Origin of the sequence: Burkholderia semiarida (genome assembly GCF_029268935.1) — a bacterium.
Taxonomy (GTDB): Bacteria; Pseudomonadota; Gammaproteobacteria; order Burkholderiales; family Burkholderiaceae; genus Burkholderia; species Burkholderia semiarida.
Genome location: NZ_JAHLCL010000001.1, coordinates 135693 through 161526 on the forward strand (window position 1 = coordinate 135693; position 25834 = coordinate 161526).

General features: G+C 69.1%; 24 protein-coding genes and 1 pseudogene. 13 read left to right on the forward strand and 12 right to left on the reverse strand.

Features of this window, described 5'->3' with window-relative positions:
- Nucleotides 1-20: 20 nt before the first annotated feature.
- Both KPB06_RS00645 and KPB06_RS00650 read right to left on the reverse strand, forming a co-directional pair.
- Complete coding sequence (locus tag KPB06_RS00645) at nucleotides 21-599, reverse strand: hypothetical protein (protein WP_060011236.1); 579 nt, start codon at nucleotides 597-599, stop codon at nucleotides 21-23.
- 268 nt (nucleotides 600-867) lie between these two features.
- Nucleotides 868-1398: a GNAT family N-acetyltransferase gene (locus KPB06_RS00650; RefSeq protein WP_060011234.1), complete on the reverse strand. Its 531-nt coding sequence runs from the start codon at nucleotides 1396-1398 to the stop codon at nucleotides 868-870.
- A gap of 204 nt (nucleotides 1399-1602) precedes the next feature.
- Here KPB06_RS00650 and KPB06_RS00655 point away from each other — a divergent pair, with 204 nt between their 5' ends.
- The 4 genes from KPB06_RS00655 to KPB06_RS00670 all read left to right on the forward strand — a co-directional run bounded on the left by KPB06_RS00655 (nucleotide 1603) and on the right by KPB06_RS00670 (nucleotide 3766).
- Nucleotides 1603-1968 carry an ArsR/SmtB family transcription factor gene (locus tag KPB06_RS00655; protein ID WP_059581871.1) on the forward strand — a complete coding sequence of 122 codons (366 nt, stop codon included), beginning with the start codon at nucleotides 1603-1605 and terminating at the stop codon, nucleotides 1966-1968.
- On the forward strand, nucleotides 1940-2425 hold the full coding sequence (locus KPB06_RS00660) for an SRPBCC family protein (protein ID WP_059581869.1): 486 nt from the start codon (nucleotides 1940-1942) through the stop codon (nucleotides 2423-2425). The genes KPB06_RS00655 and KPB06_RS00660 overlap by 29 nt, the downstream gene beginning before the upstream one ends.
- A 119-nt stretch (nucleotides 2426-2544) precedes the next feature.
- Nucleotides 2545-3021 (forward strand): SRPBCC family protein, encoded by a 477-nt coding sequence (locus tag KPB06_RS00665; protein ID WP_059581866.1) that lies wholly within the window; start codon nucleotides 2545-2547, stop codon nucleotides 3019-3021.
- Nucleotides 3022-3127: 106 nt separating this feature from the next.
- The gene (locus KPB06_RS00670) at nucleotides 3128-3766 is read left to right on the forward strand and encodes a 2-hydroxychromene-2-carboxylate isomerase (protein ID WP_059581864.1); all 639 of its coding nucleotides are present in this window, start codon (nucleotides 3128-3130) and stop codon (nucleotides 3764-3766) included.
- Between the two features lie 29 nt (nucleotides 3767-3795).
- Here the strand turns inward: KPB06_RS00670 and KPB06_RS00675 are convergent.
- Nucleotides 3796-4779 (reverse strand): annotated as a pseudogene (locus KPB06_RS00675) (LysR family transcriptional regulator).
- A 101-nt stretch (nucleotides 4780-4880) separates the two neighbouring features.
- Here KPB06_RS00675 and KPB06_RS00680 point away from each other — a divergent pair.
- Both KPB06_RS00680 and KPB06_RS00685 read left to right on the forward strand, forming a co-directional pair.
- Nucleotides 4881-6113 carry an MFS transporter gene (locus KPB06_RS00680; RefSeq protein ID WP_060011301.1) on the forward strand — a complete coding sequence of 411 codons (1233 nt, stop codon included), beginning with the start codon at nucleotides 4881-4883 and terminating at the stop codon, nucleotides 6111-6113.
- A gap of 425 nt (nucleotides 6114-6538) precedes the next feature.
- A complete protein-coding gene (locus KPB06_RS00685; protein ID WP_059582197.1) occupies nucleotides 6539-7231 on the forward strand; it encodes a phosphatase PAP2 family protein in 693 nt (230 codons plus the stop codon).
- A 102-nt stretch (nucleotides 7232-7333) separates the two neighbouring features.
- Here KPB06_RS00685 and KPB06_RS00690 read toward each other — a convergent pair whose 3' ends face one another.
- Together KPB06_RS00690 and KPB06_RS00695 are read right to left on the reverse strand one after the other, a co-directional pair.
- Nucleotides 7334-7993 carry a glutathione S-transferase family protein gene (locus KPB06_RS00690; protein ID WP_059581859.1) on the reverse strand — a complete coding sequence of 220 codons (660 nt, stop codon included), beginning with the start codon at nucleotides 7991-7993 and terminating at the stop codon, nucleotides 7334-7336.
- Nucleotides 7994-8120: 127 nt separating this feature from the next.
- Nucleotides 8121-9191 carry a rhodanese-like domain-containing protein gene (locus KPB06_RS00695; protein ID WP_060011231.1) on the reverse strand — a complete coding sequence of 357 codons (1071 nt, stop codon included), beginning with the start codon at nucleotides 9189-9191 and terminating at the stop codon, nucleotides 8121-8123.
- Nucleotides 9192-9480: 289 nt separating this feature from the next.
- Here KPB06_RS00695 and KPB06_RS00700 point away from each other — a divergent pair, with 289 nt between their 5' ends.
- Both KPB06_RS00700 and KPB06_RS00705 read left to right on the forward strand, forming a co-directional pair.
- Nucleotides 9481-10386, forward strand: a complete 906-nt coding sequence (locus KPB06_RS00700; protein WP_059581854.1) for an HTH-type transcriptional regulator ArgP — start codon at nucleotides 9481-9483, stop codon at nucleotides 10384-10386.
- A gap of 160 nt (nucleotides 10387-10546) precedes the next feature.
- Nucleotides 10547-10759, forward strand: a complete 213-nt coding sequence (locus KPB06_RS00705) for a DUF1059 domain-containing protein (protein WP_059581851.1) — start codon at nucleotides 10547-10549, stop codon at nucleotides 10757-10759.
- 104 nt (nucleotides 10760-10863) lie between these two features.
- Here KPB06_RS00705 and ltaE read toward each other — a convergent pair whose 3' ends face one another.
- The gene (ltaE, locus tag KPB06_RS00710) at nucleotides 10864-11877 is read right to left on the reverse strand and encodes a low-specificity L-threonine aldolase (protein WP_059581849.1); all 1014 of its coding nucleotides are present in this window, start codon (nucleotides 11875-11877) and stop codon (nucleotides 10864-10866) included.
- A 387-nt stretch (nucleotides 11878-12264) separates the two neighbouring features.
- Between ltaE and KPB06_RS00715 the strand changes: the two genes are divergently transcribed.
- Genes KPB06_RS00715 through KPB06_RS00725 form a run of 3 tightly spaced genes read left to right on the forward strand, consistent with a single transcriptional unit; the run spans nucleotide 12265 to nucleotide 14874 of the window.
- Complete coding sequence (locus tag KPB06_RS00715; RefSeq protein WP_059581846.1) at nucleotides 12265-13686, forward strand: cytochrome ubiquinol oxidase subunit I; 1422 nt, start codon at nucleotides 12265-12267, stop codon at nucleotides 13684-13686.
- A gap of 29 nt (nucleotides 13687-13715) precedes the next feature.
- Nucleotides 13716-14723: a cytochrome d ubiquinol oxidase subunit II gene (gene cydB / locus KPB06_RS00720; protein ID WP_059581843.1), complete on the forward strand. Its 1008-nt coding sequence runs from the start codon at nucleotides 13716-13718 to the stop codon at nucleotides 14721-14723.
- Nucleotides 14695-14874 (forward strand): hypothetical protein, encoded by a 180-nt coding sequence (locus tag KPB06_RS00725; RefSeq protein WP_034187692.1) that lies wholly within the window; start codon nucleotides 14695-14697, stop codon nucleotides 14872-14874. The genes cydB and KPB06_RS00725 overlap by 29 nt, the downstream gene beginning before the upstream one ends.
- A gap of 126 nt (nucleotides 14875-15000) precedes the next feature.
- Here the strand turns inward: KPB06_RS00725 and KPB06_RS00730 are convergent, their stop codons facing one another.
- Both KPB06_RS00730 and KPB06_RS00735 read right to left on the reverse strand, forming a co-directional pair.
- Entirely contained in the window at nucleotides 15001-15285 is a 285-nt protein-coding gene (locus tag KPB06_RS00730; RefSeq protein WP_059581841.1) for a helix-turn-helix domain-containing protein, read from the reverse strand.
- Nucleotides 15286-15403: 118 nt separating this feature from the next.
- The gene (locus tag KPB06_RS00735) at nucleotides 15404-15598 is read right to left on the reverse strand and encodes a YqaE/Pmp3 family membrane protein (protein WP_059582194.1); all 195 of its coding nucleotides are present in this window, start codon (nucleotides 15596-15598) and stop codon (nucleotides 15404-15406) included.
- 311 nt (nucleotides 15599-15909) lie between these two features.
- Here KPB06_RS00735 and KPB06_RS00740 point away from each other — a divergent pair, with 311 nt between their 5' ends.
- Nucleotides 15910-16131 carry a hypothetical protein gene (locus KPB06_RS00740; RefSeq protein ID WP_059641394.1) on the forward strand — a complete coding sequence of 74 codons (222 nt, stop codon included), beginning with the start codon at nucleotides 15910-15912 and terminating at the stop codon, nucleotides 16129-16131.
- A 60-nt stretch (nucleotides 16132-16191) separates the two neighbouring features.
- Here the strand turns inward: KPB06_RS00740 and KPB06_RS00745 are convergent, their stop codons facing one another.
- Both KPB06_RS00745 and KPB06_RS00750 read right to left on the reverse strand, forming a co-directional pair.
- Nucleotides 16192-20019, reverse strand: a complete 3828-nt coding sequence (locus tag KPB06_RS00745; protein WP_104013317.1) for a DUF748 domain-containing protein — start codon at nucleotides 20017-20019, stop codon at nucleotides 16192-16194.
- A 151-nt stretch (nucleotides 20020-20170) separates the two neighbouring features.
- Nucleotides 20171-21607 carry a DUF1254 domain-containing protein gene (locus KPB06_RS00750; RefSeq protein WP_275905264.1) on the reverse strand — a complete coding sequence of 479 codons (1437 nt, stop codon included), beginning with the start codon at nucleotides 21605-21607 and terminating at the stop codon, nucleotides 20171-20173.
- A gap of 469 nt (nucleotides 21608-22076) precedes the next feature.
- Between KPB06_RS00750 and KPB06_RS00755 the strand changes: the two genes are divergently transcribed.
- The gene (locus KPB06_RS00755; RefSeq protein ID WP_275905265.1) at nucleotides 22077-24878 is read left to right on the forward strand and encodes a heavy metal translocating P-type ATPase; all 2802 of its coding nucleotides are present in this window, start codon (nucleotides 22077-22079) and stop codon (nucleotides 24876-24878) included.
- Between the two features lie 142 nt (nucleotides 24879-25020).
- On the opposite strand, the gene KPB06_RS00760 is transcribed toward KPB06_RS00755, so the two are convergent.
- Complete coding sequence (locus tag KPB06_RS00760) at nucleotides 25021-25500, reverse strand: GNAT family N-acetyltransferase (RefSeq protein ID WP_104013315.1); 480 nt, start codon at nucleotides 25498-25500, stop codon at nucleotides 25021-25023.
- Between the two features lie 129 nt (nucleotides 25501-25629).
- A complete protein-coding gene (locus tag KPB06_RS00765) occupies nucleotides 25630-25785 on the reverse strand; it encodes a hypothetical protein (protein ID WP_167351646.1) in 156 nt (51 codons plus the stop codon).
- Nucleotides 25786-25834: the final 49 nt, after the last annotated feature.

The window sequence follows — 25834 nt, forward strand, 5'->3', positions numbered from 1 at the left end:
GCGTCCGCGTTCTTGTCGCGCTATTCGATCGCCCGCGCGGCGTCCCACAGCGGCTGCGTGCCGCGCGCCGCATTCCACGCGGCGAACCGCGTGCGCCACGATTCGAACGGCTCGGCCAGCGGATGGCGCGGATCGTCGCTGAGCGAATACGCCATCCCTTCGATCAGCCAGCGCGGTTTGGTCAGGACGGCCAGGTTGCCGAGTACTTCGGCCTGCCGGTGGTGGATCAGCTCGTGCGCGAGAAAGTACGTCTGCCAGCCGCGCGGCGCGATCACCACGCCGAAATCGCCGAGCGTCAGCGCCGCGCGTGTGCCGAGGCCGAACGCATCGGCGCACGTGCGGGTCGCGCAGAACACGACGCGCGGTGCGGCGCGGAACGCGCCGACGGTCGCCGCCGCGCGCGCGTAGCCGTCGTGATAGAGCTGCCGCGCCTCGCCGAGCCTCGCGACATCGTCCGTGCAGATGTCGGTGCTCGGGCACGACACGCCGGGGATCAGCGCGGGCGCGACGACGCGCAGCGGCTTGACGAGCGCATACGCGGCGATCGGCAGCGCGACGAGCAGGCCCGTGAGGGCGAAAGCGGCGTGGGAGCGTTTCATCGAGGCGGCGGTTTCGTGACGTGTGGTGGGCGTCTTGCTGCGTGCACGCGACTATATCGGACCGGGGGCCGCGCGCGGTGACGCTTTTCTCACAGGCCACACCCGTCACGCGACGCGCGCCCGCATCGACGACACCGGCTCCGCCACGGCACCAGCGTGCGGCGGCGCCACCCGGCAGCGAGCCACGCGGGCGCGATCGGCGCAACGACACCGGCCGCACGCATGGCGAACAACGGCGCCGGCGCGGCCGGATGCATGACGATGGCCGTTACGCGAGCTGCTTGTGGAAATACGTCGTCGCGCACGGCGCGCCGTCGGGCATCAACGCATAGTTCGGCACGACGCCGACGCGCTGCCAGCCGGCCCGCTCGTACAGCCGCTCGGCGTCGCCTCCCATCACCGTGTCGAGCACGAGCACGGTCTTGCCGGCGTCGCGCGCGGCCGCGTCGGCCGCCGCCATCAGTCGTGCGGCGACGCCCTGCCGGCGCGCATGCCGCGACACGAGCATCTTCGCGATGTCCGCGCGATGCGGCTGGTTCTCGGGCTGCGCGATCACGATCTGCACCGTGCCGACGATCCGGCCGGACGCATCCTCGGCGACGAGCAGGATGCGCTCGTCGCTCGCGACGCCCTCGGCCACACGCGTCCAGAACGCGACGGCGGTCGCCCGCTCGATCGGCAACATGAAGCTGACGGACGCGCCGCCTTCGACGCAATCGATCAGCACGTCGGCCAGCGCATCGACACAGGCCATCGCTTCGCTTGCGCCGACGCGGCGAACGGTAACGGGTTCGGTCATGCCCTCTCCGGTAGTCAGGTGGGCCGCACGCGCGGGTTCGGCATGGGCCCCAATCGGAACGAACGCGGGCCGGGCGTCGCGGCACGCGCGACGACGGCAGGCGTCCGGCAACGCGGCGCCCGACCGGCGCGCGTTACCGCCCCATCATCGTACGCGACGAAAATTGTCGTTGCACCGATGGCCACATCGCCTACACTTAGCCAAATGGATAACTTTCAACCCGGCATCAGCGACGTGTTCCATGCCCTTGCCGATCCGACGCGCTGCGCGATCGTCGGCGCGCTCGGCCAGGGCGAGCGGACCGTCTCCGCGTTGGCCGCGCCATTCGACATGGCGCTGCCGTCGTTCATGAAGCACCTCGCCGTGCTCGAGCGCAGCGGCCTCGTGGCGACCCGGAAAACCGGCCGTTCGCGCACCTGCGCGCTGGTCGGCAGCCGGCTGACCGAGGCCGAGGCATGGCTCGCCGCGCAGCGCGCGCAGTGGGAAGCGCGATCCGATCGTCTCGTCGAATTCGTCGAACGCCGTCACCAGGAGGAGCAAGATGTCAGCCAGCCACGTCGAACCCGCTGAAGCCAATGATCTCGTCATCACGCGCACGTTGCGCGCGCCGCGCCACGCGCTGTGGCGCGCATGGACCGACCCGGCACTGCTGAAGGAATGGTGGTGCCCGAAACCATGGACCACCGAGGTACGCGCGTTCGACCTGCGGCCGGGCGGCGCCTTCCATACGTTCATGCGCGGCCCCGATGGCGGCACGAGCGACAACCCCGGCTGCTTCCTCGACATCGTGCCGGAATCGCGTATCGCGTTCACGTCGATGCTCGCGGGCGGCTGGCGGCCGCAGACGCCGTGGCTCGGCTTCACGGCGATCGTCACGATGGCCGACGACGACGCGGGCAGCCGCTACGAGGCGCGCGTGATGCACCCCGACGCCGCGACGCGCGAGCGCCACGAAGCGCTCGGCTTTTTCGAGGGCTGGAACACCTGCATCACGCAGCTCGACGCCTTTGCCGCCACGCTGCGCTGAACGCCGCTTCGCGTGCGGTCATTGCATGCCGCCACGCCCGCGCCTAGGATTCCTGAAGGAAGCATGACGACACGCCGGGCGCCGGCGTGCACCGTCTCGCACGCTTCGCGGGAGGCGACATGTTGCACACGCACACGCATTCGACCCGGGTCAGCCGGCACCTGAACGCGCCGCGCGGGCGCGTCTATCGCGCGCTGCTCGACCCGCACGCGGTCGAGCAATGGAAGGTGCCCGACGGCATGACGTGCCGCGTGCACGCGTACGACACACGGGAAGGCGGCGCGCTGCGGGTGTCGCTGAGCTACGACGCGCCGTCGGCCGGCACCGGCAAGACCACCGCGCGCACCGACACCTATCACGGCCGCTTCGTCACGCTGGTGCCCGACCAGCAGATCGTCGAGATCGACGTATTCGAAACCGACGACCCGATGCTGCGCGGCGCGATGACGATCACGATCACGCTGTCCGACGAAGCGGGCGGCACGCGCGTGGACGCCGTGCACGACGGCATACCGCCCGGCGTGCCGGCCGCCGACAACGAGACCGGCTGGCAGATGGCGCTGGCGAAGCTCGCGGCGCTGGTGGAAGCCGCTTAGCGGTCGTTCATTCCGGTGACGAAAGGCGGTGCTGCGGCGCAAAACGCCGCCGCGTGCGACACTGCCCTGCAGCCGACAACCGGATCCGCCCGAGGAGACTCCCGCGATGAACGCCCCGCGCACCGCCAGCTGGTATTTCGATTTCGTTTCGCCGTTCGCCTACCTGCAACAGGAACAGTTCGACCGGTTGCCGCCCGCCGCCGCGTTCGAGCCGCGGCCGATCGTGCTCGGTGCGCTGCTCACGCACTGGGGCCAGAAAGCGCCGGCGGAGATCGCGGCCAAACGCGTGTTCACCTATCGGCATGCGCAATACCGCGCGGACAAGCTCGGCATTGCGTTCCGGATGCCGCCCGCGCACCCGTTCAATCCGATCAAGCCGCTGCGCCTCGCGATCGCGATGGGCGGCTCACGCGACGCGATCCAGCGGATCTTCCGGCATATCTGGCGCGACGGCGAGGACGTGTCGACGCCGGCAGGTTTCGCCGCGCTGTGCGAAGCCGTCGGCTTCCCGGAAGGCGTGACGGCCGTCGAAGCCCAGCCGGTCAAGGACGCGTTGCGCGTGAACACGGATCGCGCGATCGCCGACGGCGTGTTCGGCGTGCCGACCTTCGTGCTCGACGGCGACCTGTTCTGGGGCGAGGACGCGACCGACATGTTCGTCGACTGCGCGACGTCGCGCGCGTGGCTCGATTCGCCTGAAGTGCGCCGCATCAGCGCGCTGCCCGAAGGGATCCGGCGGGGCTGACGGCGTACCGCCACCCGGGCCGCGTTGCTTCAGCCGTCGCGCCCTTCGACGAGCGCCGGCACGGCCTCGCGCATCATCGCGGCGAACCGCACGAGCCGCGACGGATAGAACTGCGCATGCGGATAAGTCAGGTAGACGGGCAGCGACGCGGCCTCCCATTCGGGGGCGAGGTGCACGAGATCGCCGCGCGCGAGATCGTCGGCGAGCATCCACGATGATCCGACGCACGCGCCGACGCCCAGCAGCGCCGCGCTGCGCAGCGCATACAGGTTCGCGGTCGTGATGCGCGGGCGGATCGCGATGCGCCGCGTGTCGCCGGTGGCCGCATGCGTCAGCGCGAGCTCGTTGCGGTAGTACGTGCGCAACGCGAGCCATGGCAGCGCGGCGAGCGCGTCCGGATCGGCCGGCACGTCGGCGCCGTTCAGTATGGACGGCGCGGCGACCACGAAACGCGGCACCTTCGTCAGCCGGATCGCGACCACGCCGGGATCGGTGGGCTCGCCGACCTAGATCGCGCAATCGATGCCGCTGCCGACGAAATCGCGCACCTCGTCCTGCAGCAGCCACTCGACCGACACGCGCGGATAGTCGCGCAGGAACTGCGCGAGCGGCGCAACGAAACGTTGCTGCCCGAACGCGTGCGGCACCGCGACGCGCAGCAGCCCGTCCGGCTCCTCCTGCGCGCCGCGCAAATCGGCCTCGAACGCCGCCCAGCTCGCCAGCAGCTCCTTCGCCTGCTTGAAGCACCGCTCGCCGTCGACGGTCAGCCGCATCGTATGGGTCGTGCGTTGCAGCAGCCGCATGCCGAGCGAACTTTCCAGCGCCTGCAGCCGGCGGCTGATCGTCGGCTGCGTGGTATGCAGCTGCACGGCGGCCGCCGACAGGCTGCCGGCCTCGACTATGCGCACGAAGGTTTCCATCAGCTCGAAGCGATAGCCCGCACCGTTCACCGGCACCGTCTGAACGCGCGGAGATCCGCCAGCAGCGCGAGAGGGAGGAGATTTTTCGGTCATTCGTGGAGCGTATAACAAATGTGCGCAAGGCGGCACTACCGTCGTCCGCCGAGTACCGCCACACTCGCGTCCAACCCTTTCTTCAACCGAGGATGCACGCGATGTCCACCCCGACCAGTCTCGACGCCGCGCCCCGCGTGGCGCATGCCCCGGCCCGCCCGGCTGCCCATTCGATGCCCGATCGCCGGCTCGTGCTGCTGCTCGCGGCCGCCGCCGGCCTCGGCGTCGCCCCGCTCTACTACGCGCAGCCGATGCTCGGCGCGCTCGCGCCCGATCTCGGCGCGTCGGCGCGGGCGATCGGCTTCGTGCCGACGCTCACGCAGCTCGGCTATGCGCTCGGCATCCTGCTGCTCGCGCCGCTCGGCGACCGCTTCGACCGGCGCCGCGTGATCGTGACCAAGGCCGCCGCGCTGGTCGTCGCGCTGCTGCTGGCCGCCGTCGCGCCGTCGCTCGGCCTGCTGCTCGCGGCGAGCTTCGCGATCGGCCTCGCCGCGACGATGGCGCAGGACGTCGTGCCGGCCGCCGCGACGCTCGCTCACGACACGCATCGCGGCCGCATCGTCGGCACCGTGATGACGGGGTTGCTGCTCGGCATCCTGCTGTCGCGCGTCGTGGCCGGATTCATCGCCGAGACGGCCGGCTGGCGCGCGATGTTCGCGCTCGCGGCCGCCAGCGTCGCCGTGATCGGCGCGGTGGCCGCACGCGGGTTGCCGCGCTTCGAGCCGACCACGCGGCTGCCGTACCGTGCGCTGATCGGCTCGCTCGGCGCGCTGTGGCGCGAGCATTCGGCACTGCGCCGCGCCGCGCTCGCCCAGGGGCTGCTGGCCGTCGGGTTCAGCGCATTCTGGTCGACGCTCGCGGTGATGCTGCACGGCGCGCCGTTCCATCTCGGCAGCGCGGCAGCCGGCGCATTCGGCCTCGCGGGCGCCGCCGGCGCGCTGGCCGCGCCGATCGCCGGACGTCTGGCCGACCATCACGGCCCCGAGCGCGTCACGCGTATCGGCATCGGCATCGCGACGGTGTCGTTCGCGTCGATGGCCGCCGCGCCGCTGATGTCGCCGCATGCGCAGCTCGTGCTGCTCGCGCTCGCGACGATCGGCTTCGATCTCGGCGTGCAGGCCACGCTGATCGCGCACCAATCGATCGTCTACCGGATCGATCCCGCGTCGCGCAGCCGTCTCAACGCGGTGCTGTTCGTCGGCATGTTCATCGGGATGGCGGCGGGCGCGGCAATCGGCAGTTCGTTGCTCGCGCAACTGGGCTGGAATGCGGTGACCGCGCTGGCCGTCGTGACGTCGCTGGCCGCGCTCGCCGTGCGGGTGTGGCGCAACTGAAGCCGCGCATCGCGTCACGCCGGCGGGCAGGCCGATGAGGCTTGCCCGCTTTTTAATTTTTTGATCGGCACACGCATGACGCTGCGCCGCCCGGCAGATTTACGCCACTCCGGCACGGCAATCACTCATTCGGCGCAAGGTCCGCACCGTCCTGCCGAATTGTCCAGTTCAACAAAATATTTTTCCGGCGCGCGTGCATGGCCGCCCGCAAACGTCGGACGATTCGACCTACCGCACCACACGGCGCTCGCCCATCCGGCCCCACCACACAGCCCCGGTTTATCAGGGGAATCCCGGTATTTTTTCGCATTTTCTTCGAAATAACGGGTGACATACTTGCCCCCCGTTGCGCTCGGTGCGAGCGCGCTTTTCGATCCAGCCGGCCGCCCGTCATGCGCGGCGCGTCCGCCCGGGTCGCACAGGACATGAACGATTTCGACACCACGATCCAGATCTTCCTCACCCACGTGACGTTCGGCCCGTTGATGAATCACGCGATCCGCGTGATCGCGGGCCTCTACACGTTCAAGGGCTTCGTGCTCGTTCCCGTGCTGTGCTGGCTGTGGTTCCAGCCCGGCCCGCATCGCGAACGGCAACGCGAACTGGTCGTCGCCACCGTCGCGAGCGGGCTCGTCGCGCTCGCCGTCGGCCGCGTGCTCGCGCAGGTGCTGCCGTTCCGCGTGCGGCCGATCTACAACCCGGACCTGCACCTGCACTTCCCGTCGGCCGGACTGCGCGCGGCGACCCTGCAGACATGGAGTTCGTTTCCGAGCGATCACGCGATGCTGTGGATGGCGATCGCGACCGGCATCTTCATCATCGCGCGCCGCGTCGGCGTCGTCGCACTGCTGTATTCGGTCGTATTCATCTGCCTGCCGCGCGCGTATCTCGGCTTTCACTACCCGACCGACCTGATCGCGGGCGCCGCGATCGGCATCGCGATCGCGTGGCTGCTGACGCGCGACGCGATCCGCTCGCGCTTCGCGCCGCAGGTGCTGGAGATGATCCGGCGCTTCCCCGCGCCGGCCTATACGCTCGCGTTCCTGCTGTGCTTCGAGTTGATCACGCAGTTCGACGAACTGCTGACGCTCGCGCAGTCGGCCACGCACACGATGTAACGGGCACCCGCGCGATGCTGCCGCTGCTGCTGTCGTTCCGTCGCCCCGGCGCGCGCTGCCGGCCATGCTCGGCGGCGGCACGCCGTGCGACGGCCGCGCCCGTCAGTCGCGATCGGGTGCGCCGAGCGGAAAGAACGAACGGTACGGCCGCGCCTCGTCGACCGCGCGCGCAAACGAAGGCCGCGCGAGCAGGCGCTTGCGGTACGCGATCACGTTCGCGAACGCCGGATCGATCCGGTGCGTCCAGTCCGCGTAGAACAGGAACGGCGCCGCGCCGCAATCGGCGAGGCTGAAACGATCGCCGGCCGCCCATTCGCGATCGGCCATCGTCTTGTCGAGCCACGCGTACGACGTATCGAGCATCGCGCGCGCGTCGGCCACCCCGCGCGCATCGCGCTCGGCTTCCGGCCGCAGCGCGTCGAACACGACCTTCTGCTGCGGCGTCGCCACGTAGTTGTCGAAGAAGCGGTCCATCGTCCGCACCTCGAGCGCGGCGCGCGGATCGTCGGGCAGCAGGCGCACGGGGCCCGGATGGGCCAGGCCGAGATACTCGATGATGATCGACGCCTCGATCACCGTGCGGCCCGCGTCGACGAGCACCGGGAAGCGCTTCAGCGGCCACAGCGCGGCCAGTTCCTGCATCGGCTTCGGATCGTCGTGCGCAAGCACGCGATAGTCGAACGGCGTGCCGTTCTCGTACAGCGCGGTCAGCACCTTCTGGCAGTAGGACGAAAAGGGATGGGCGTAAAGCGTCGGCATCATCGCGGGTCTCTCAGGGTTTCGGCGCCGCGTCAGGCGGCGCCACATGATCGGATACCTGGACGACGAACGGCGCCGGGCCGTTTCGACACCGGTCCGGATTTTTTTTCGAGGGAGCCGGCCTCGGCCGCTACGACCGGCCGTCCATCACGACGCGCCCTTCGGCGCGCCAGCGCAGCATCCCGCCACCGAGATTCGCGACCGCATCGAAGCCGGCCTGCTTCAGGATCACCGTCGCCTGCGCGGAGCGCCCGCCGGCCCGGCACACGGTCACGACCGGCCGGTCCCGCGCGATTTCGCCGGCGCGCGCGGCCAGTTCGCCGAGCGGAATCGGCGTCGCGCCGGGCAGATGACCGAGCGGGCCCGTGAATTCGTCCGGCTCGCGCACGTCGACGACCTGCACGGCCGGCAGATGATCCTCGAGCCATTGCGGATCGATTTCCCAGAAGCCGGCGAACGTATAGACGAGCGGCGCCCAGCCGGGGGCGGCCTGCGCATCGGGCGCGTTCGCGGCCACGCCGCACCGCAGGTTCGCCGGCACCGCGACGTCGATCTGGCGCGGATGCGCGAGCCCGAGATTGCGCATGTAGCCGGCGAAATCGTCTTCGCTGAGATCGCCGCCGAGGCGCGGGTTGAAGCGCCGCTCCTCGCCGACGCTCGTCACCGTGAGCCCGCGATAGTCGTGCGCCGGATACAGCAGGCACGCGGCCGGCAGCGTGAAGAGCCGGCCGTGCACCGCGCGATACAGCGCGCGCGGGTCGCCCTGCTGGAAGTCGGTGCGGCCGGTGCCGCGGATCAGCAGGCAATCGCCGGTGAACGCCATCGATTCGTCGTCGAGCACGAGGCTGATGCAGCCGTTCGTGTGGCCGGGCGTCGCGCGCACGGTCAGGTAGCGCGCGCCGAACGCGCAACGGTCGCCGTCGTTCAGGTAGCGGTCGGCGCCTTGCGCGCCGCTCGCCGCCGAGATCGCGATCGCGCTGCCCGTGTGCTGCTTCAGCAGCCACGCGCCCGTCACGTGATCGGCGTGCACGTGCGTGTCGACGGTCGCGACGAGCCGCAGCCCGAGTTCGTCGAGCAGCGCCGCGTCGCGGCGCACCTGCTCGAACACGGGATCGATCAGCAGCGCTTCGCGCGATGCGCCGTCGGCGAGCAGATACGTGTACGTCGACGACTGCGGGTCGAAAAGTTGCCGGAAGATCATTGCTTTATTGCTCCGTCGCGTGTTCTTCAGTGAGGTGTAGTCGGATCGGCACACTGCATGGCGTCGTCAGGGGCCTGCGCCGGCACGACGACATCGCCGCCGCGCGAGCGGCATCGCGCACATTCATACAGCGTAGATCAAAATGCCCGCGCCGCCGCGCCCCATGCGCGGCAACCGATTCCGACGACGAATCGCGCACCGCCGAACGACGTGCCGCGCCGGGACGGCAACGCACGCTGCCTTACACTACGGCCTGTTCTCGTCCCCGATCACAGGAATTGCTCCCGACATGTCGATGACGATCGATCCGAAGCAGGCCGCCGCGCTGCTGGCCGTCGCCGACACCGGCAGCTTCGAGCAGGCGGCCGTGCGCCTGCACGTGACGGCGTCCGCCGTCACGCAGCGGGTCCGCGCGCTGGAAGCGAGCCTCGGCACGCCGCTCGTGCTGCGCACGCGGCCGTGCCGCCCGACAGTGGCCGGGCAGCGCGTGCTGCAGCATCTGCGCCGCGTCGCGCTGCTGCAGGCCGACCTCCAGAGCACGCTCGCGGCCGAGCGCGAATCGCCGATCTCCGTGACGATCGCGCTGAACGCCGACAGCCTCGGCACGTGGTTCCTGCCCGCGCTGACGTCGGTACTCGCGGGCGAGCGGATCCTGTTCGAACTGATCGTCGAGGACCAGGACCACACGTTCGCGCTGCTCGAAAGCGGGATGGCGGTCGGCTGCGTGACAACCGAGCCGAAGCCGATGCGCGGCTGCCTCGCGACGCCGCTCGGCACGATGCGCTACCGGCTGCTCGCAGCCGCCGCGTTCGCGGTGCGCTGGTTTCCACGCGGGCTGAACCGCACGAGTGCGCGCCACGCGCCCGTCGTCGCGTATTCGCGGCGCGACACGCTGCAATCGTCGTTTCTGAAGGAAAAGTTCGGGTTGCCCGAAGGCGCGTATCCATGCCACTACGTGCCGGGCACCCATTCGCACTTCGCGGCGGTACGGCACGGGCTCGGCTACGCGATGGTGCCGGAGCCACTGATCGGCACCGCGCCGCTCGATGCGCAAGGGCTCGTCGATCTCGCGCCCACGCATCCGACCGACGTCACGCTGTACTGGCACGCGTGGACCGTGCAGTCGCCGACGATGGCGTCGCTGTCCGCGCGGGTGGTCGAAGCGGCGCGCCGGCTGCTCGCGCCGTTGCCGTGACGCGCCGGCCGGCGCGCGGGCGATCGACACGGCCGGCGCGGTGCGCACTGCGGCGAGAAAAGTCGGCCGCGCCGCCTATACTTTTTCCATCGGCCTCGCGAACGCGCCGCGCGGCCGATCATCCAGGTCCGGCCGTTCCCTTTCGTGTGAGGAGAACATCATGTCCCGCCGCTATATCGATTGCCGCGAGTTTCCCAGCGCGATGCATTGCTCGGTCGCCATTTCGGCCGACTCCGACAACGAACTGCTCGAGGCCGCCGTGCAACATGCGGTCTCGGTACACCAGCACACCGACAGCGCCGAACTGCGCACGCAACTGAAATCGCTGTTCCACGACGGCACGCCGCCCGTCGACACGCCGTCGCAAGCGTAATCCGCCCGCGCGGTAACGATCGACCGCCTACATGCCGCGTCGTCCCTCGGGGTTTTGCGTCATGCCACGTCGCGCCGGCCCGTCGCCGGCCGGCGCATTCCGCTTCACGCGCGACGCTGCGCGAAATACGCGCCGACCGCGTCGATGAACGTGTCGATGTCCGCGCGCGACACGTCGCAGTGCGTGACGAAGCGGGACGCATACAGCATCTGCGTGAGGATGCCGCGTTCCTTGAGCCACGCCTCGAGCGGCGCGCAATCGGCTTCGGGGAATTGCGCGAACACCATGTTCGTCGCATGCGACAGCACCTTCACCGAATCGATGCGCGCGAGGCCGGCCGCGAGATGCGCGGCATTCGCATGATCGTCCGCGAGCCGCTCGACGTTGTGATCGAGCGCATACAGGCACGCCGCCGCGAGAATGCCCGACTGCCGCATCCCGCCGCCCAGCACCTTGCGCCAGCGCTGAGCGCGCTCGATCAGCGCACGGCTGCCGACCAGCACCGAGCCGACCGGCGCACCGAGCCCTTTCGAGAAGCAGATCGACACGGTGTCGAACGGCGCGCACAGCTCGGCGATCGGGCGCCCCGACGCGACGGCCGCGTTGCACACGCGCGCGCCGTCGAGGTGCGTCGACAAGCCGCGGCCGCGCGCGAACGCGACGGCTTCCTGCACATAACCTTCCGGCAACACCTGGCCGCCGATCGTGTTTTCGAGCGCGAGCAGGCGCGTGCGGGCAAAGTGATTGTCGAGCGGCTTGATCGCCGCGGCGATCTTCGCGAGCGGCAGCGTGCCGTCCGGCGCGTTCTCGATCGGTTGCGGCTGGATGCTCCCGAGCACGGCCGCGCCGCCGCCTTCGTACTTGTAGGTGTGCGCGAGCTGGCCGACGATGTACTCGTCGCCGCGCTCGCAATGCGACATCAGCGCGGCCAGGTTGCTCTGCGTGCCGCTCGGGAAGAACAGGCCGGCTTCCTTGCCGGCCCGCTCGGCCGTCACCGCCTGCAGACGCAGGACGGTCGGGTCGTCGCCCCAGACGTCGTCGCCAGTTTCGGCGGCGGTCATTGCGGCCAGCATCGCCTGGCTCGGACGTGTCACGGTATCGCTGCGTAAATCGATCATCACTGTGCCCTGGGTAAACGCGAGCCGGAACCGATGCGCCCGGCCCTGCCGAAACGAAGCTGAGAGTGTACGCAATTCGCGCGGCGCCTGCCGGCCGCCGCCGCGCGCGCCGATTCCGGACGCGCGACGTCGTTCCGATGACGCGACGCGCCATATTGACGCACGTGCGTCAGACCGCCACGCCGCGGCCGCACGCGCGGCGAACGGCCTTCTTGATACGAATCAAAGATTTACCGCGAAACCGGGCGCGATGGGCTGGACATCTGCGACGAGTTGGCGCATTTCGCGGTGCAACATCGCGGCCCATACTCCAGCCAACCCCGACGCCAGTCCGCCGGGGTCCGTCGGCACCCGCCGGCGGGTATCGTCAAGCCTCGGTCAACTGGTATGGACACCGCACTTTCGGCCCTCGATCTGGCCCGCCTGCAATTCGCGTTCACCGTCTCCTTTCACATCGTCTTCCCGGCACTGAGCATCGGCCTCGCCAGCTTCATCGCCGTGCTCGAATACCGCTGGCTCAAGACCGGCAAGCAGTACTACAAAACCCTCTGCCTGTTCTGGTCGAAGATCTTCGCGGTCGCGTTCGGGATGGGCGTCGTGTCCGGCGTCGTGATGAGCTATCAGTTCGGCACCAACTGGTCGGGCTTCTCGAGCTTCGCCGGCGCCGTCACCGGTCCGCTGCTGATGTACGAGGTCATGACCGCGTTCTTCCTCGAGGCCGGCTTCCTCGGCATCATGCTGTTCGGCTGGAACCGCGTGAGCCCGCGCGCGCACTTCGGCGCGACGCTGATGGTCGCGATCGGCACGCTGATTTCGACGTTCTGGATCCTCGCGTCGAACAGCTGGATGCAGACGCCGCAGGGCTTCGAGATCGTCGACGGCCGCGTCGTGCCGACCGACTGGTTCGCGATCATCTTCAACCCGTCGTTCCCGTACCGCCTGTTCCACATGGCGATCGCCGCGTTCATCGTCGCCGCGCTGGTGGTGGCAGCGACGGGCGCGTGGCACCTGCTGAAGGGCCGCCGCGACAAGGGCGTGAAGAAGATGTTCTCGATGGCGCTGTGGCTGCTGCTGGTGCTCGCGCCGCTGCAGGCCGTGATCGGCGACCAGCACGGCATCAACACGCTGAAGCATCAGCCCGCGAAGATCGCCGCGATCGAGGGGCTGTGGGAAACCGAAAAGGGCGGCACCGCGCTCAACCTGTTCGGCATTCCGGACATGAAGGCCGAAACGACCCGCTACGCGGTGAAGGTGCCGCACCTGGGCAGCCTGATCCTCACGCACAGCTGGGACGGCGAGATCCGCGGGCTGAAGGATTTCCCGCCGCAAGACCGCCCGAATTCGACGGTCGTGTTCTGGAGCTTCCGGATCATGGTCGGCCTCGGCTTCGCGATGATCGGCCTCGCCGCGCTCGCGTGGCTGCTGCGCCGCCGCGGCCGCCTGTATGAATCGAAGTGGTTCCAGCGCTTCGCGCTCGTGATGGGCCCGACCGGGTTCGTGTCGCTGCTCGCGGGCTGGGTGACGACCGAAGCCGGCCGCCAGCCGTGGGTCGTGTATGGCGTGATGCGCACCGCGCAGGCCGTGTCGCCGCTGTCGGTGCAGCAGGTGAGCCTGTCGATGATGACGTTCGTGATCGTGTACTTCCTCGTGTTCGGCACCGGCGTGTACTACATGCTGAAGCTGATGAAGGCCGGCCCGGCGCTGCCCGACGTCAAGCACGACGCGAAACACGATCTGCCCGATACGCGCCCCGATCACACCGCGCGCCGCCCGATGTCGGCCGTCGACGAGCTGATCGAGACCGTCTGAGCCCATCCCATTCGCATACGAGAAAACCTATGGACGTCACCGTAATCTGGGCCGCGATCATCGCATTGGGGCTCTTCATGTACGTCGTGCTCGACGGCTTCGACCTCGGCATCGGCATCGTCTTCCCGTTCTTCCCGGACGAGAAGGAACGCGACCTGATGATGAACACCGTCGCCCCTGTGTGGGACGGCAACGAGACGTGGCTCGTGCTCGGCGGCGCCGGGCTGTTCGCGGTGTTTCCGATCGTCTATTCGACGGTGCTGTCGGCGCTGTATCTGCCGCTGATCTTCATGCTGGTGTGCCTGATCTTCCGCGGCGTGTCGTTCGAGATCCGCGCGAAGGCGCGACGCACGAAGCAGCTGTGGGATCTCGCGTTCATCGGCGGCTCGGCCGGCGCGACGCTGTTTCAGGGCATCGCGCTCGGCGCGTTCCTGCAGGGCATCGACGTGAAGGACGGCGTGTACGCCGGCGGCGCGTTCGACTGGCTCACGCCGTTCAGCCTGCTGACGGGCCTCGGCCTGATCGTCACGTACGCGCTGCTCGGCTGCTGCTGGCTCGTCGCGAAGACCGAAGGCGACCTGCAGCGCCGCCTGCATCGCGTCGTGTGGCCGCTGACCGTCGTGCTGCTCGGCTTCATCGCGGTCGTCAGCCTGTGGACGCCGCTGCAGGACCCGGCCATCGCGCAGCGCTGGTTCGATTCGGGGCTGTTCTGGCGTCTGCTGCCGGTGCCGTTCCTGGTGGCCGCGTGCGCGGTGTGGATGCGCCGCGCGGTGCGCGGCCGGCACGACATGACGCCGTTCCTGCTCGCGCTGGCGCTGGTGCTGCTCGGCTACGTCGGCCTGCTCGTCACGCTATTCCCGTACGCGATTCCGCAGACGATGACGATCTGGGAAGCGGCGGCGCCGCGTTCGAGCCAGACCTTCACGCTGGTCGGCGCAGCGGTTATCCTCCCGATCATCATCGCCTACACGACGATGGGTTACTGGGTATTCCGAGGCAAGGTGCGCCATGAAGACCAGCATTACTACCACCACTGATTCCGCCGATCGCCCGCCCGAGGCGCCACGGCCGCGGATGCGCGGCTGGATGTGGTTCGTCGTTCTGTGGGCGGGCGGCGTGATCGGCGCCGTCACGCTCGGCTATGCGTTCAAGATCTTCATGAACCTGACGCTGTTTGCGGTGAAGTAGGCCGGAGCGGCCGCCCGGTCGAACGATGGACCGGGCGGCCGTTTTGTCGTCGACGGCATGCCGCTTCAGCCGCATGCAGCCAGCGCCGCAATATCGAGGAACCTCCGGCCGACATGTGCTGCCCGGCTACGGGCTCTGCCGCACCACACCCAGTTTGAGCCCCAGCATGCCGAAGATGCGATTCATCGTCTGTACCGTCCCGTCACTGCGGCCCTGTTCGATATCCTGAATCGTCTTGGTCGACACGCCTGCGAGCTTCGCCATCTCGGCGCTCGTCAGCCGCATCGTCTTCTTCAGATGGCGCACCGATTCGCGCAACGACCACTCGGGATGCGCGAGAACGTCCTCGATTGCCTGGCGCGGCAGCGCAAGCTGTTCGGGGAGCGACATCGCGTTATAGCGTTTGTCCATTTCAGCAGAAATCTATACAAATCGCGCCTAACTTGGCCCGCAAATTATGTAGATATCTGCCGAAATGCCCGGTATCGGCATGCTTGTCAGCGGAAAATATTGCGCTGTCGCTTGCGCCCTACCCCCGCCCGCGCAACGCCGCCTCGATCTTGCGATCGGTCTTGTACTGGCTCAGCGCATACACGGACCAGATCGCGGCCGGCAGCCAGCCGATGATCGTGATTTGAAGGATGAGACAGATGATCCCCGCGATCGGGCGACCGATCGTGAAGAACTGGAACCACGGGAGCAGCAGGGCAAGCAGAAGGCGCATGAACGATCCTCTCGGTACGTCGTTGAACGGGTGATACCCGGCCAATATGGCCGGTTGCGCGCCCCGTTTCAAGCCCGGGCACGACGCGCGCCGGGCGAAGCGCCGGGCCGATGCCCTCGCCCACGCCGAACCGGCCAGCCCCTGCGCGACACGCGCGACACCGCGACGAGCGCGATGCCCGTCGCCGCCCATGAAGGCGTCGCAATCCACGGCCCTCGCGTGCGCCGGCCCCGCGCGGACGGATTTTTTTTCGGCTTGGCCCGCGACTATTGGCGTGTAATAAAGGGTTTTCCCTGACCCGGAGCACGAGTATGTCGACCCTGGAAGCCCTCCGGTTCGTGCTGGACGATGCACGTACCCCCGAAATCATTCGCCATCACGTCGTCGACGCGCTGCAGTACGCGCTGCGCAACTACGGACAGGTGTTCACCGCGAAGGAAGTCGAATGGCTGACGCAGTGGGACGACGCACGTCTGCCGCTGGCCGCGAGGAAGGAGCTGGACAAGCGCGAACCGGCGATCGCCAGCCGCTGAAAAAAGCCGCCGCGCCCGACGGGTGCGGGCGCGGCGGCGGATGACGGTTGGCGATAACGCTTACTGCAGCCCGAAGTCGACGCGGGTCGTCGCGCCCTTGTCCGAGATGCCCTTCGCGTCGAGCTTCGGCGCGACGACGAACATGCGGCTCGAATCGATCTTGCCGTCGAGATACTGGCGCACGGCCTGCGCGCGCTGCTGCGCGAGCGCACGCAGCGCGTTGTCGTCGGCGGGCGCGTGATCGGCGAGCGCCTGCTTCATGTCCGCATCGGGCAGCGTCTTCTGCAGGCCGACGAGGTTGCGCGGCTTCTTGAAGTCGGCGGCCTTGTACGCGCGCGTCAGGTATTTCGAGTATTCGGCCTTGTCGACCTTCACCGACATCGGGTCGATGCTTTCGCCCTGGCCGATCACGTCCTTCAGCTTCTGCTGACGCACCAGCCGCTCGACGTACGCGTCGCGCAGCCCCGGGGTGTCCTGCGCCGGATCGACGCGGCCGATCAGGTCGAGGCGGATCGACGGCTTCTCGGTCAGCATCTTCACGACCGTGTCGAGCTTCTTCTCCTGCGCGTCGGTCAGCACATACGAACCCGGCGCGAACTCGACGTAGCCGAGATCCTCGCCGCCGCCCCCGCCGAACGCATTCGCGAGCAGCGTGAACGGCGACGTGACGGCCTTCGCGATCAGGTTCAGCACCGCGCGCCAGATCAGCCCGCCGACGCTGAATTCCGGATTCGACAGCGAACCCGACACCGGCAGGTTCACGTCGATCTGGCCGCGCGTGTTCTTCAAGAGCGAGATCGCGAGCTTCACCGGCAGCTTCGTCGCCGTGTCGTTCTCGATGTGGTCGCCGAACGTCAACTGGTCGATGAAGATGTGGTTGTTCGCCGACAGCTGATCGTTCGCGAGCTGGTAGTGCAGATCGACGTTGAGCTTGCCCTTCGTGATCGGATAGCCCGCGTACTTCGCCGAATACGGCGTCAGGTTGGTCAGCTCGATGTCGTGCGCGGTTGCCGTGAGGTCGAGCGCCGGCTTCTCGATCAGCGGGTTCACCGAGCCCTTGATCGTGATCGGCCCGTTGCCCGCGAGGTTCGCGGCGACGTCGACCGGCGCGGACGTCGTCGAATCCGTGCCGAACGCGCCGACCGTGCCCTTGATCGCGACGAGGTTCGCCGTGTAGTTCGGCTTGATGAAGTTGTCCGTATACGTGACGCGGCCGTTCTGCAGCACCAGTTCGCCGAAGTGCATCCGCACCGGGTTCCGCGGCTGCGGCGCGGCCTTCACGACCACCGTCGCCGACGCGGCGGCCGGCACGGACGCCTGCTGCGCGGCCGCGGCCGATGCGGCCTGCGCGGCGGCCGGCGGCGTCACGCCCGGCGACAGCGGCACCGGCTCGCCCTTGCTCGCGTCGCGCGTGAGCGACTGCGCGGGGCCCGTTTCCTTCGCGACCACGTCCTTCAGGTTCAGCCGGCCCTGCGCGTCGAGCAGCACGCGGCCGTAGAAGTTCGAGAACGTCACGCGCGCGGCGTCGACGTCGGTGCCCTTCTCGTCGTAGTTCGCCTTCAGGTTCGACAGCGCGAGCGAGCGCCAGCCGGCGAACGGGTCGGAAGTCGCCTTGTCGAGCATCCGCACGTCGACCAGCGCGACGTCGCCGCGATAGGTCGCGCGCGGCGTGTCCTTCACCTGCGCGAACGTCAGGTTGCCCTGCGCGTTGAGCAGCGCGCTGGCGATCGTCGCGTTCAGCGCGCTGCCGAAGTACGGCTCGAACGCGGCCGCGTCGAGGCGGTTGCCGTTGATCTTCAGGCCGAGCTTCAACGGCTGCGCGGTCACGTCGCCCGACACGTTCAGCGAGCCCTTGCGGTTCAGCGTCGCCTTCAGCTGCACGGGCAACGGCTTCGTCAGGTCGTCGCTGATCTTCTGCACCGACAGGTCGAGCGGCTTGATCGCGAGCTTCACCGGGCGCGGCGTCGACAGGTCGGTGAAGTTCGCCGCAGCGTCCTTCACGTTCAGCGCATCGATCCGGTAGTGCCACGACGGCGCGGCGGCCTGCGCCTTGCGCGCGACCGTGCGCGGCGGCACCGCCGCCTGCGCGGGTTCGGCCAGCGCCGCGAGGTCGATCTTGCCGTCCTTCAGGCGCTTCACGTCGAGCGCGAGCCCGCTCGCGTCGACGCTGGCGATCTCCGCGGTGCGCGCGGCGACGTCGACCTTCGCGATCTTCGCGGTTGCGTCGGGCAGGACGATGGCCGGCGCCTTGTTGTCCGGCGTGGCGATCTTCAACGATTTCAGGCTGACCGTGCTGTCGGCGACTTCCGCGGCGAGCGGCGTCTTGCCCCAGTCGGTCTTCGCGTTGACGGTCGCGCCGAGCGTGCCGTCGAGCACGCGCGCGCGCGTCGCCTCGCCAAGGTACGGCTGCAGCGCGGGCAGCGCGAGCGCGGCCACCGCCAGCTTCGTGTCGGCCTGCTTCGCCGCGAGGTTGAACGCGCCTTCGACCTTCACGTCGCCGCCGCGCGACAGCGACGTCGACAGCGTGTATTTCGCGGGCGTCTTGCCCTGCAGCGAGAAGCCGTCGAGCGTCGCGGCGAGCTTCGTCAGCGAGATCGCGGTCGGCGTCGCCGGCACGCGGTCGTCGACGTTGATCGTGCCGCCGTCGATCGCGACATGGCGAATCGTCAGGTCGAGCGGCGGCGCTGCCTTCGCGGCGGCGCCGCCTTCGGCCTTCGCGCCGCTGGCGGCGGCGACGGTGGCACCGGACGCACCGGACGCACCGGAAACGGCGGCGGCCGACGCGGCCGGCTTGCCGGTTTCGGCCTTCGGCGCGGCGGCCGGCTGCACGACGAGCTTCTCGACGTTCAGCACGCCCTGCTTGTCGCGCGACAGGTCGACCACCGGCTGGTCGAGCCGGATCTCGTCGAAGTGCATCGCGTTGCGCAGCGGCTCGAGGCCGGCCGCCGCGACGTGCACGCCGCGCGCGGCGAACAGCGGCGCCGACGCGCGGTCGGTCACCTTCGCGTCGTTCAGGTCGACGGTGCCCGACACGCGCAGCGCGGGCGTCTCGCCGCTCATCACGAAATTGACCGTGAGGTTGCTGCTCAGCAGGCCGCTCGTCACGGCCACCGGCAGCTTCGCCGGCACGTACGAGATCAGCTTCGGCACGTCGAGCCGGTCGAACTTCAGCGCGATCTCCGATTCGCGCGACTGCGCGAACGGCTTGGTCTTGCCGTCGATCGAGATCGGGCTGCCGTCGAAGCGCGCACGCAGCTTCGGCTCGACGAAGATGTCCGTCTTCGAGGCCAGCGTCGCGATGTACGGAATGCCGAGCGTCCAGTGGTCGACGACGTGCTTTTCGTTCAGCAGGCGATCGTCGAAATCGATCCGGCCGTCGTTGACCTGGATGTTCGACACCGAGAACTGCGTCGGCTTGCTGTCGGGCGTCGGCGACGGCGACGAGAACTTCTCGATCAGGTCGGTGAAGTTGAAGCGCTGCGCGTCGTAGCGGACGACGTGAAAGCGCGGCGAATCGAGCCGGATTTCGTTGACGATCGGCGCGCCGCGGAACAGCGACGACCACGACGGCCTCACGACGAGCTTGCCGATGTCGATGAAGTCGCCCTGGCCGCCGCGCTCGCCGAGGTGGATGCCTTCGGCTTCGAGGTTCAGCGTGTACGGGTTCAGTGCGATGCGCTGGATCGTGGCCGGCCGGTCGAGCTGCTTGCTCAACTGCTGTTCGGCGACATGGCGGATCAGCGGCGGCGCCGCGAAGAAGCCGAGTAATCCGAATAAAACGAGGAAGATCAGCACGCCGATGCCGATACGCCGGGTCCGGCGCGAGCGTGCAACGCCGCCGAGGGCATGGAGGGTCGAGGGTAAGGTTTCTTTGTCTGCGCTTGCCATGCTTGAATGCCTCGGGAATGGATGCCGGGCCGCGCCGGAAAACCGGGCGGCCGCGCACGCTATCCCGAAAGTATAGGCTCAGGAGGTGGCGGTACGGCGGTCGGGCGCCGCCGCCGCGCCCGGCGGCCGGACAACGGCGGCGGTCAACCGGTCATTTCCGGACGATGGCGGGCGGCATCCACGACCCGTCGCTCGCTTGCGGCTTCGGCGCGTACAGGCGCAACGCGAGCGCGAAATCGGTACGCGGCGCCGGCAGCCAGTTCGCCGCATGCGTACCGCCCGGCGACGCCGATACGACGACGTCGATCGAACCGTCACGGTTGCGGCGCAGCCGGTCGCGATCGCCGAGCGAGCGGCGCGCCGACCCGACGTCGGGCAGCGCGCCGTTGGTCGTGTACGGCGTGAGCGTCCAGAACGCGCGCACCGGCGGCAGCGCACCCGGCGCGAAATGCAGCACGTAGCGGTTTGCACCGTTCAACGCATGGCCGTCGCTGTCGACGCGGGTGATCGCGAGCGTTTCGTCGTCGCGCGTCGCGGTGCCGAATTGCGTGTAGGCCGCGTACGCGCGCAGCGCGTAGTCCTGGCCGTACTTGCCGGCCGTGTCGCCGATCCAGGTCCAGCCGTTCGCGTTCAGCAGGTTCGACGGCGGCGTCGCGAGCCGCGCGCGCGCCTCGGCGACGCCGGCCGTCGCGGCCGTGAGACGGTCGCCCGTCCACAGCACCGGGTAGCCGGCCGTCACGCCGATGTCGGCGAGCGATTCCTGCGCGTGCGCGTCGTCGGCCGGCGGCGGATTGTCCTGCAGCGCCCGCGCGAAGCGCGTGAAGAACGCCTTCGGATCGAGCGCGGCCACCTGCTCGGCCGGCGTGCCGCCGCCCACCGCTTCGAACGGCGCGCTGCCCGCATGGACCGCCACCGACGCGCCGCGCTCGGCGCCGGTGTAGACGGACAGCGGCACCACGCGGATCGCGCGCTGCAGTTTCTTCACGTTGGTCAGGTCGCGCCCGCCGCTCGTCTGCAGCCGCACTTCGAGCCACGCATTGGCGGACGGCACGTCGACGCGCAGCACGCCCTTCGGCAGCGTGCCCTGCCAGTCCTTCGCGGCGAAGGCAATCGTTTGCGATCGCCCGGCGCCACGGGGGCCGCGCGCCGCGACGCTCGACGACGACCACAGCACGTTCGTCCACATGTCGAGCGCGCGTGCGTCCCAGTAGCGGCCGCGCGTGTCGGGCAGCGTGACGATCACGGGTTCGGCGGCGACGTCGAGCCAGCCGGTGGAGTCGAGCGTGTCGACGCCCGGCAGCGGCGGGTTGACCGCACCGACCGGCGGCAGCGCCTGCGCGTGGCGCAGCGTGTTGAGCGGCGCCTGCCCCGGTTGCGCACCGTCGCCGCCCGTCGCCGCTTCCTTCGCGACGTCCATCAGCACGAGCGGATACGCATAGATATAGGAGTCGGCGACTTCCGCGCGCATCCAGCCGGTTTTCCGCTGGATCGCGTCTGGTTGCGACGCGCATCCTGCAAGCAATGCCGCCATCGCCAGCGACGCGCACGCGCGTCGCAGGGAAACTGATTCTCGCTGGTTTTCAATCATCGATTACTGGCCGAATATCGTTCTTTTCAGTCAACGCCTTGTTCGTCTCGCGAACGCGAACAAGGCACCCCAGCGTGCCCGGATGACCGTCTCGCAACGTTTCGTCACGGTGGGCGCTGATGTCAGGCCGGTATCATAGCGCCTAAGGGCATCCCCCAATATGCCGAATAACGGGCGAAACGCTAGTTGAACCGTCAAAAAATCTGAAATAGTTCGCCGGATTCAGCAAAAATCCGGAATAGCGCCGGCACCCTCAGCCAGTTGCCCGTAAACGCCTCGCGAGCGCCAAGCTTGGTCCTCAGCGCGCACCGGCTTTCCGTCTGGAAGCCGGGCGATCGCTTTTTCCGTGTTGTGACACCCTGTGTGCATCGACTTGCGCCACATCGCCGCCGGTACTTGACCTTACCATCATGGGAATGTTGATACTGGAACCATCCGCGGCACGAACCGCGCTTTTGGGGAATCCGACATGACTGAACCACTCGCCTCCGCGGCGCTGCAAACGATCGAGCTGAGCGTCGACGGCATGCATTGCGGCGGTTGCACGGGCCGCGTGCAGCGCGCGCTGGCCGCCGTGCCGGGCGTCGTCGATGCGGCGGTCGATCTCGACGCGCATGCGGCGACGGTTACCGCGCAGGAAGCGGTCGAGCCCGGCCGGCTCGTCGACGCGATCGGCGAGGCCGGCTACCGCGCAACCGTGCGCGAAGCGGTAACCGAAACGGTCGCGGCCACGCCTTCGTCGGAGAACGCGCCACACGCGGCGCCGCCGCCTGCGCCGGTTGCCGCCGCGACGATCGAACTCGACATCGACGGCATGACCTGCGCGTCATGCGTGTCACGCGTCGAGAAGGCGCTCGCGAAGGTGCCGGGCGTCACGCGCGCATCGGTCAACCTCGCGACCGAACGCGCGACGGTCGACGCATCGGCCGGCGTTTCGGCCACCCAATTGGCGGACGCCGTGAAGCAGGCCGGCTATGGCGCGACGCCGGCTGTGTCGGACACCGTCGTCCCGGCCGCCGCGCCCGCGAACATCGAACTCGACATCGGCGGCATGACCTGCGCGTCATGCGCCGGCCGCGTCGAAAAAGCGCTCGCCGCCGTGCCGGGCGTCGCGCGCGCGACGGTCAATCTCGCGACCGAGCGGGCGTCGGTGCACGGCGCCGGCGCACTCGATGCCGCCACGTTGATCGCCGCAGTCACCACGGCCGGCTACCGTGCATCGCTTCCCGCCGCCTCGCCCGCCGGCGCAACGATCGGCGCCGATGCACGACCGGCCGGCCCCGCGCAGGACCCCGACGCACGCAAGCGCCGCGAAGCGATCCGCGAACGCAACCTCGTGATCGCGGCCGCCGTGCTGAGCGCGCCGCTCGTCGCGCCGATGCTCGCCGCGCCGTTCGGCATCGACCTGATGCTGCCCGGCTGGCTCCAGCTCGTGCTCGCATCGATCGTGCAGTTCGGATTCGGCGCGCGCTTCTACCGCGCGGCGTGGCATGCGGTGAAGGCGCGCACCGGCAACATGGACCTGCTGGTCGCGCTCGGCACGTCGGCCGCGTACGGGCTGAGCCTGTGGATGCTGCTGCGCGATCCCGCGCATCCCGGCCATCTGTATTTCGAGGCGTCGGCCGTCATCGTCACGCTCGTGCGCTTCGGCAAGTGGCTCGAATCGCGCGCGAAGCGCCAGACCACCGACGCGATCCGCGCGCTGAACGCGCTGCGCCCCGACCGTGCGCGCGTCGTCGAGCACGGGGTCGAACGCGACGTGCCGCTGTCGCAGGTGCGCGTCGGCACGCACGTCGGCATCCGGCCCGGCGAGCGCGTGCCCGTCGACGGGCGGATCGTGTCGGGCCGCTCGCACATCGACGAATCGCTGATCACCGGCGAAAGCCTGCCCGTGCCGAAGGACGACGGCGATGCCGTCACGGCCGGCTCGATCAACGGCGAAGGCGCGCTCGTCGTCGAAACCACCGCGATCGGTGCTGAAACGACGCTCGCGCGCATCATCCGCCTCGTCGAATCCGCGCAGGCCGAGAAGGCGCCGATCCAGCGGCTCGTCGATCGCGTCAGCGAGGTCTTCGTGCCTGCGATCCTCGGCATCGCGGTGCTGACGCTCATCGGCTGGCTGCTCGCCGGCGCCGGGATGGAAACCGCGATCCTCAACGCGGTCGCGGTGCTCGTGATCGCGTGTCCGTGCGCGCTCGGTCTCGCGACGCCCGCCGCGATCATGGCCGGCACGGGCGTCGCGGCCCGGCACGGCGTGCTGATCAAGGACGCGCAGGCGCTCGAGCTCGCGCAGCGCACGACCGTGATCGCGTTCGACAAGACCGGCACGCTGACCGAAGGCAAACCGTCCGTGACGGCGTTCGACGCCGTCGGCGTGCCGCGCGACGAAGCGCTCGCGCTCGCCGCGGCCGTGCAGCGGCAGAGCGACCATCCGCTTGCGCGAGCCGTGGTTTCCGCGCATGAGGCGGAGGTGGCCACACATGGCGGTGCGGCTGCGTCGGTCGTCGCGACCGACGCGCGCGCGGTGGCCGGGCGCGGCGTGGAAGCACACGTCGGCAGACAGCGGCTCGCGCTCGGCAGCACGCGCTGGCGCGACGAACTCGGCATCGCGGCGCCGTCGGCGCTCGACGCGCGCGCGGCGGAACTCGAACGCGCCGGCAACACGATCTCGTGGCTGATGCGTGCCGATGCGCCGCGCGCGGTGCTCGCGCTGATCGCATTCGGCGATACCGTGAAGCCGGGCGCCCGGGACGCGATTGCAGCGCTGGCGGCGCGCGGCGTCGCGAGCGCCCTCGTGACGGGCGACAACCACGGCAGCGCGGCGGCCGTCGCGGCGGCGCTCGGCATCGGCGAAGTGCACGCGCAGGTGCTGCCCGACGACAAGGCGCGCGTCGTCGCGGAACTGAAGCGCACGCACGGCGGGATCGTCGCGATGGTCGGCGACGGAATCAACGACGCGCCCGCGCTGGCCGCGGCGGACGTCGGCATCGCGATGGCGACCGGCACCGACGTCGCGATGCACACGGCCGGCATCACGCTGATGCGCGGCGACCCGGCGCTCGTCGCCGACGCGATCGACATCTCCAAACGCACGTATCGCAAGATCCAGCAGAACCTGTTCTGGGCGTTCGTGTACAACCTGGTCGGCGTGCCGCTCGCCGCGCTCGGGTTGCTGAACCCGGTGATCGCGGGTGCGGCGATGGCGTTTTCCAGCGTCAGCGTCGTGACCAACGCGTTGCTGTTGCGGAGATGGAAAGGCCGCGCGCGTTGAGGCGGCAGGCGGTGATTGCCGGATGGCCGAACGGGGCGTTGGGCGTTGGGCCAACGGGAAGGATAAGGAAGCGGGCCGGTGTTGGCCGGCTATGCGGCGCGCCGAACCGGCAGCACGTGAGGACGCACCCGGGCCGACGGATTCAGCCCGACACGACCGGCTTGATCAACGTCGTGGTAATCGGTACGAACCCACACGCGCGATACAGCGCACGCGCCGCCGCGTTGTGATTGAACACCGACAGCCCGATCTCGGTGACGCCGTACCGGCGCGCCTCGGCGTCGAGCGCTCCGAGCGCGCGCGTGGCCCAGCCCTGGCGGCGCCGGGACGGAACGATGTCGAGGTCGTAGATGAACAGCGTACGGTTCGGCCCTTCGGGCACGATCGCGTACCAGAGGTCGCCCACCGTGTCGCCGGTGGCGGCGTCGATGAGCGTGACGAGGGTCTGGCCGGCAGTCAGCAGGCCGTCCGGCAGCAGCGTGTCGAAACAGGCGCGCGCACGGTCGGCCGCGTCTTCGACAGCATTTTGCCCGGAAGAAACGAGATCGCGCGCGTAGCCGTCGATGGCTCGCGTGCGGTACGCGTGGAATTCGCCGGCCGTCATCGGCCGCATCTGCAGCATGGCCCGGTCGCCGTGAACGGAATCGGACTTCCAGTGTAGCGGGACACTCGCACCGGCGCGCGACGCAGCGGCGGAAACGGGCAGGCAGGGACGCAGCGCGCCGAATCAGCGAATCAGCGAATCAGCGAATCAGCGACGGTACACGACGATCGGCACGAGGTGCGCACGGCGCACGCGCTCGGCTTCCGCATGACGCGCGGCGTACGAGTAGTCGGCGTCGAGCGGCAGGTGCGGGGACACGAACAGGTCGTCGATCTTTTGCAGCAGGGCGAGGATGAAGCTCATGTGAGACTCCTGACAGACGTGGCTAGGGTTTTCCCTTAGATGACCTCCA

Excerpts from the sequence above, each read along its gene's own strand:
- KPB06_RS00645 (WP_060011236.1), bottom strand. The coding sequence starts at position 599 with ATGAAACGCTCCCACGCCGCTTTCGCCCTCACGGGCCTGCTCGTCGCG.
- KPB06_RS00650 (WP_060011234.1), bottom strand. The coding sequence starts at position 1,398 with ATGACCGAACCCGTTACCGTTCGCCGCGTCGGCGCAAGCGAAGCGATG.
- KPB06_RS00655 (WP_059581871.1), top strand. The coding sequence starts at position 1,603 with ATGGATAACTTTCAACCCGGCATCAGCGACGTGTTCCATGCCCTTGCC.
- KPB06_RS00660 (WP_059581869.1), top strand. The coding sequence starts at position 1,940 with ATGTCAGCCAGCCACGTCGAACCCGCTGAAGCCAATGATCTCGTCATC.
- KPB06_RS00665 (WP_059581866.1), top strand. The coding sequence starts at position 2,545 with ATGTTGCACACGCACACGCATTCGACCCGGGTCAGCCGGCACCTGAAC.
- KPB06_RS00670 (WP_059581864.1), top strand. The coding sequence starts at position 3,128 with ATGAACGCCCCGCGCACCGCCAGCTGGTATTTCGATTTCGTTTCGCCG.
- KPB06_RS00680 (WP_060011301.1), top strand. The coding sequence starts at position 4,881 with ATGTCCACCCCGACCAGTCTCGACGCCGCGCCCCGCGTGGCGCATGCC.
- KPB06_RS00685 (WP_059582197.1), top strand. The coding sequence starts at position 6,539 with ATGAACGATTTCGACACCACGATCCAGATCTTCCTCACCCACGTGACG.
- KPB06_RS00690 (WP_059581859.1), bottom strand. The coding sequence starts at position 7,993 with ATGATGCCGACGCTTTACGCCCATCCCTTTTCGTCCTACTGCCAGAAG.
- KPB06_RS00695 (WP_060011231.1), bottom strand. The coding sequence starts at position 9,191 with ATGATCTTCCGGCAACTTTTCGACCCGCAGTCGTCGACGTACACGTAT.
- KPB06_RS00700 (WP_059581854.1), top strand. The coding sequence starts at position 9,481 with ATGTCGATGACGATCGATCCGAAGCAGGCCGCCGCGCTGCTGGCCGTC.
- KPB06_RS00705 (WP_059581851.1), top strand. The coding sequence starts at position 10,547 with ATGTCCCGCCGCTATATCGATTGCCGCGAGTTTCCCAGCGCGATGCAT.
- ltaE (WP_059581849.1), bottom strand. The coding sequence starts at position 11,877 with ATGATCGATTTACGCAGCGATACCGTGACACGTCCGAGCCAGGCGATG.
- KPB06_RS00715 (WP_059581846.1), top strand. The coding sequence starts at position 12,265 with ATGGACACCGCACTTTCGGCCCTCGATCTGGCCCGCCTGCAATTCGCG.
- cydB (WP_059581843.1), top strand. The coding sequence starts at position 13,716 with ATGGACGTCACCGTAATCTGGGCCGCGATCATCGCATTGGGGCTCTTC.
- KPB06_RS00725 (WP_034187692.1), top strand. The coding sequence starts at position 14,695 with ATGAAGACCAGCATTACTACCACCACTGATTCCGCCGATCGCCCGCCC.
- KPB06_RS00730 (WP_059581841.1), bottom strand. The coding sequence starts at position 15,285 with ATGGACAAACGCTATAACGCGATGTCGCTCCCCGAACAGCTTGCGCTG.
- KPB06_RS00735 (WP_059582194.1), bottom strand. The coding sequence starts at position 15,598 with ATGCGCCTTCTGCTTGCCCTGCTGCTCCCGTGGTTCCAGTTCTTCACG.
- KPB06_RS00740 (WP_059641394.1), top strand. The coding sequence starts at position 15,910 with ATGTCGACCCTGGAAGCCCTCCGGTTCGTGCTGGACGATGCACGTACC.
- KPB06_RS00745 (WP_104013317.1), bottom strand. The coding sequence starts at position 20,019 with ATGGCAAGCGCAGACAAAGAAACCTTACCCTCGACCCTCCATGCCCTC.
- KPB06_RS00750 (WP_275905264.1), bottom strand. The coding sequence starts at position 21,607 with ATGATTGAAAACCAGCGAGAATCAGTTTCCCTGCGACGCGCGTGCGCG.
- KPB06_RS00755 (WP_275905265.1), top strand. The coding sequence starts at position 22,077 with ATGACTGAACCACTCGCCTCCGCGGCGCTGCAAACGATCGAGCTGAGC.
- KPB06_RS00760 (WP_104013315.1), bottom strand. The coding sequence starts at position 25,500 with ATGCTGCAGATGCGGCCGATGACGGCCGGCGAATTCCACGCGTACCGC.
- KPB06_RS00765 (WP_167351646.1), bottom strand. The coding sequence starts at position 25,785 with ATGAGCTTCATCCTCGCCCTGCTGCAAAAGATCGACGACCTGTTCGTG.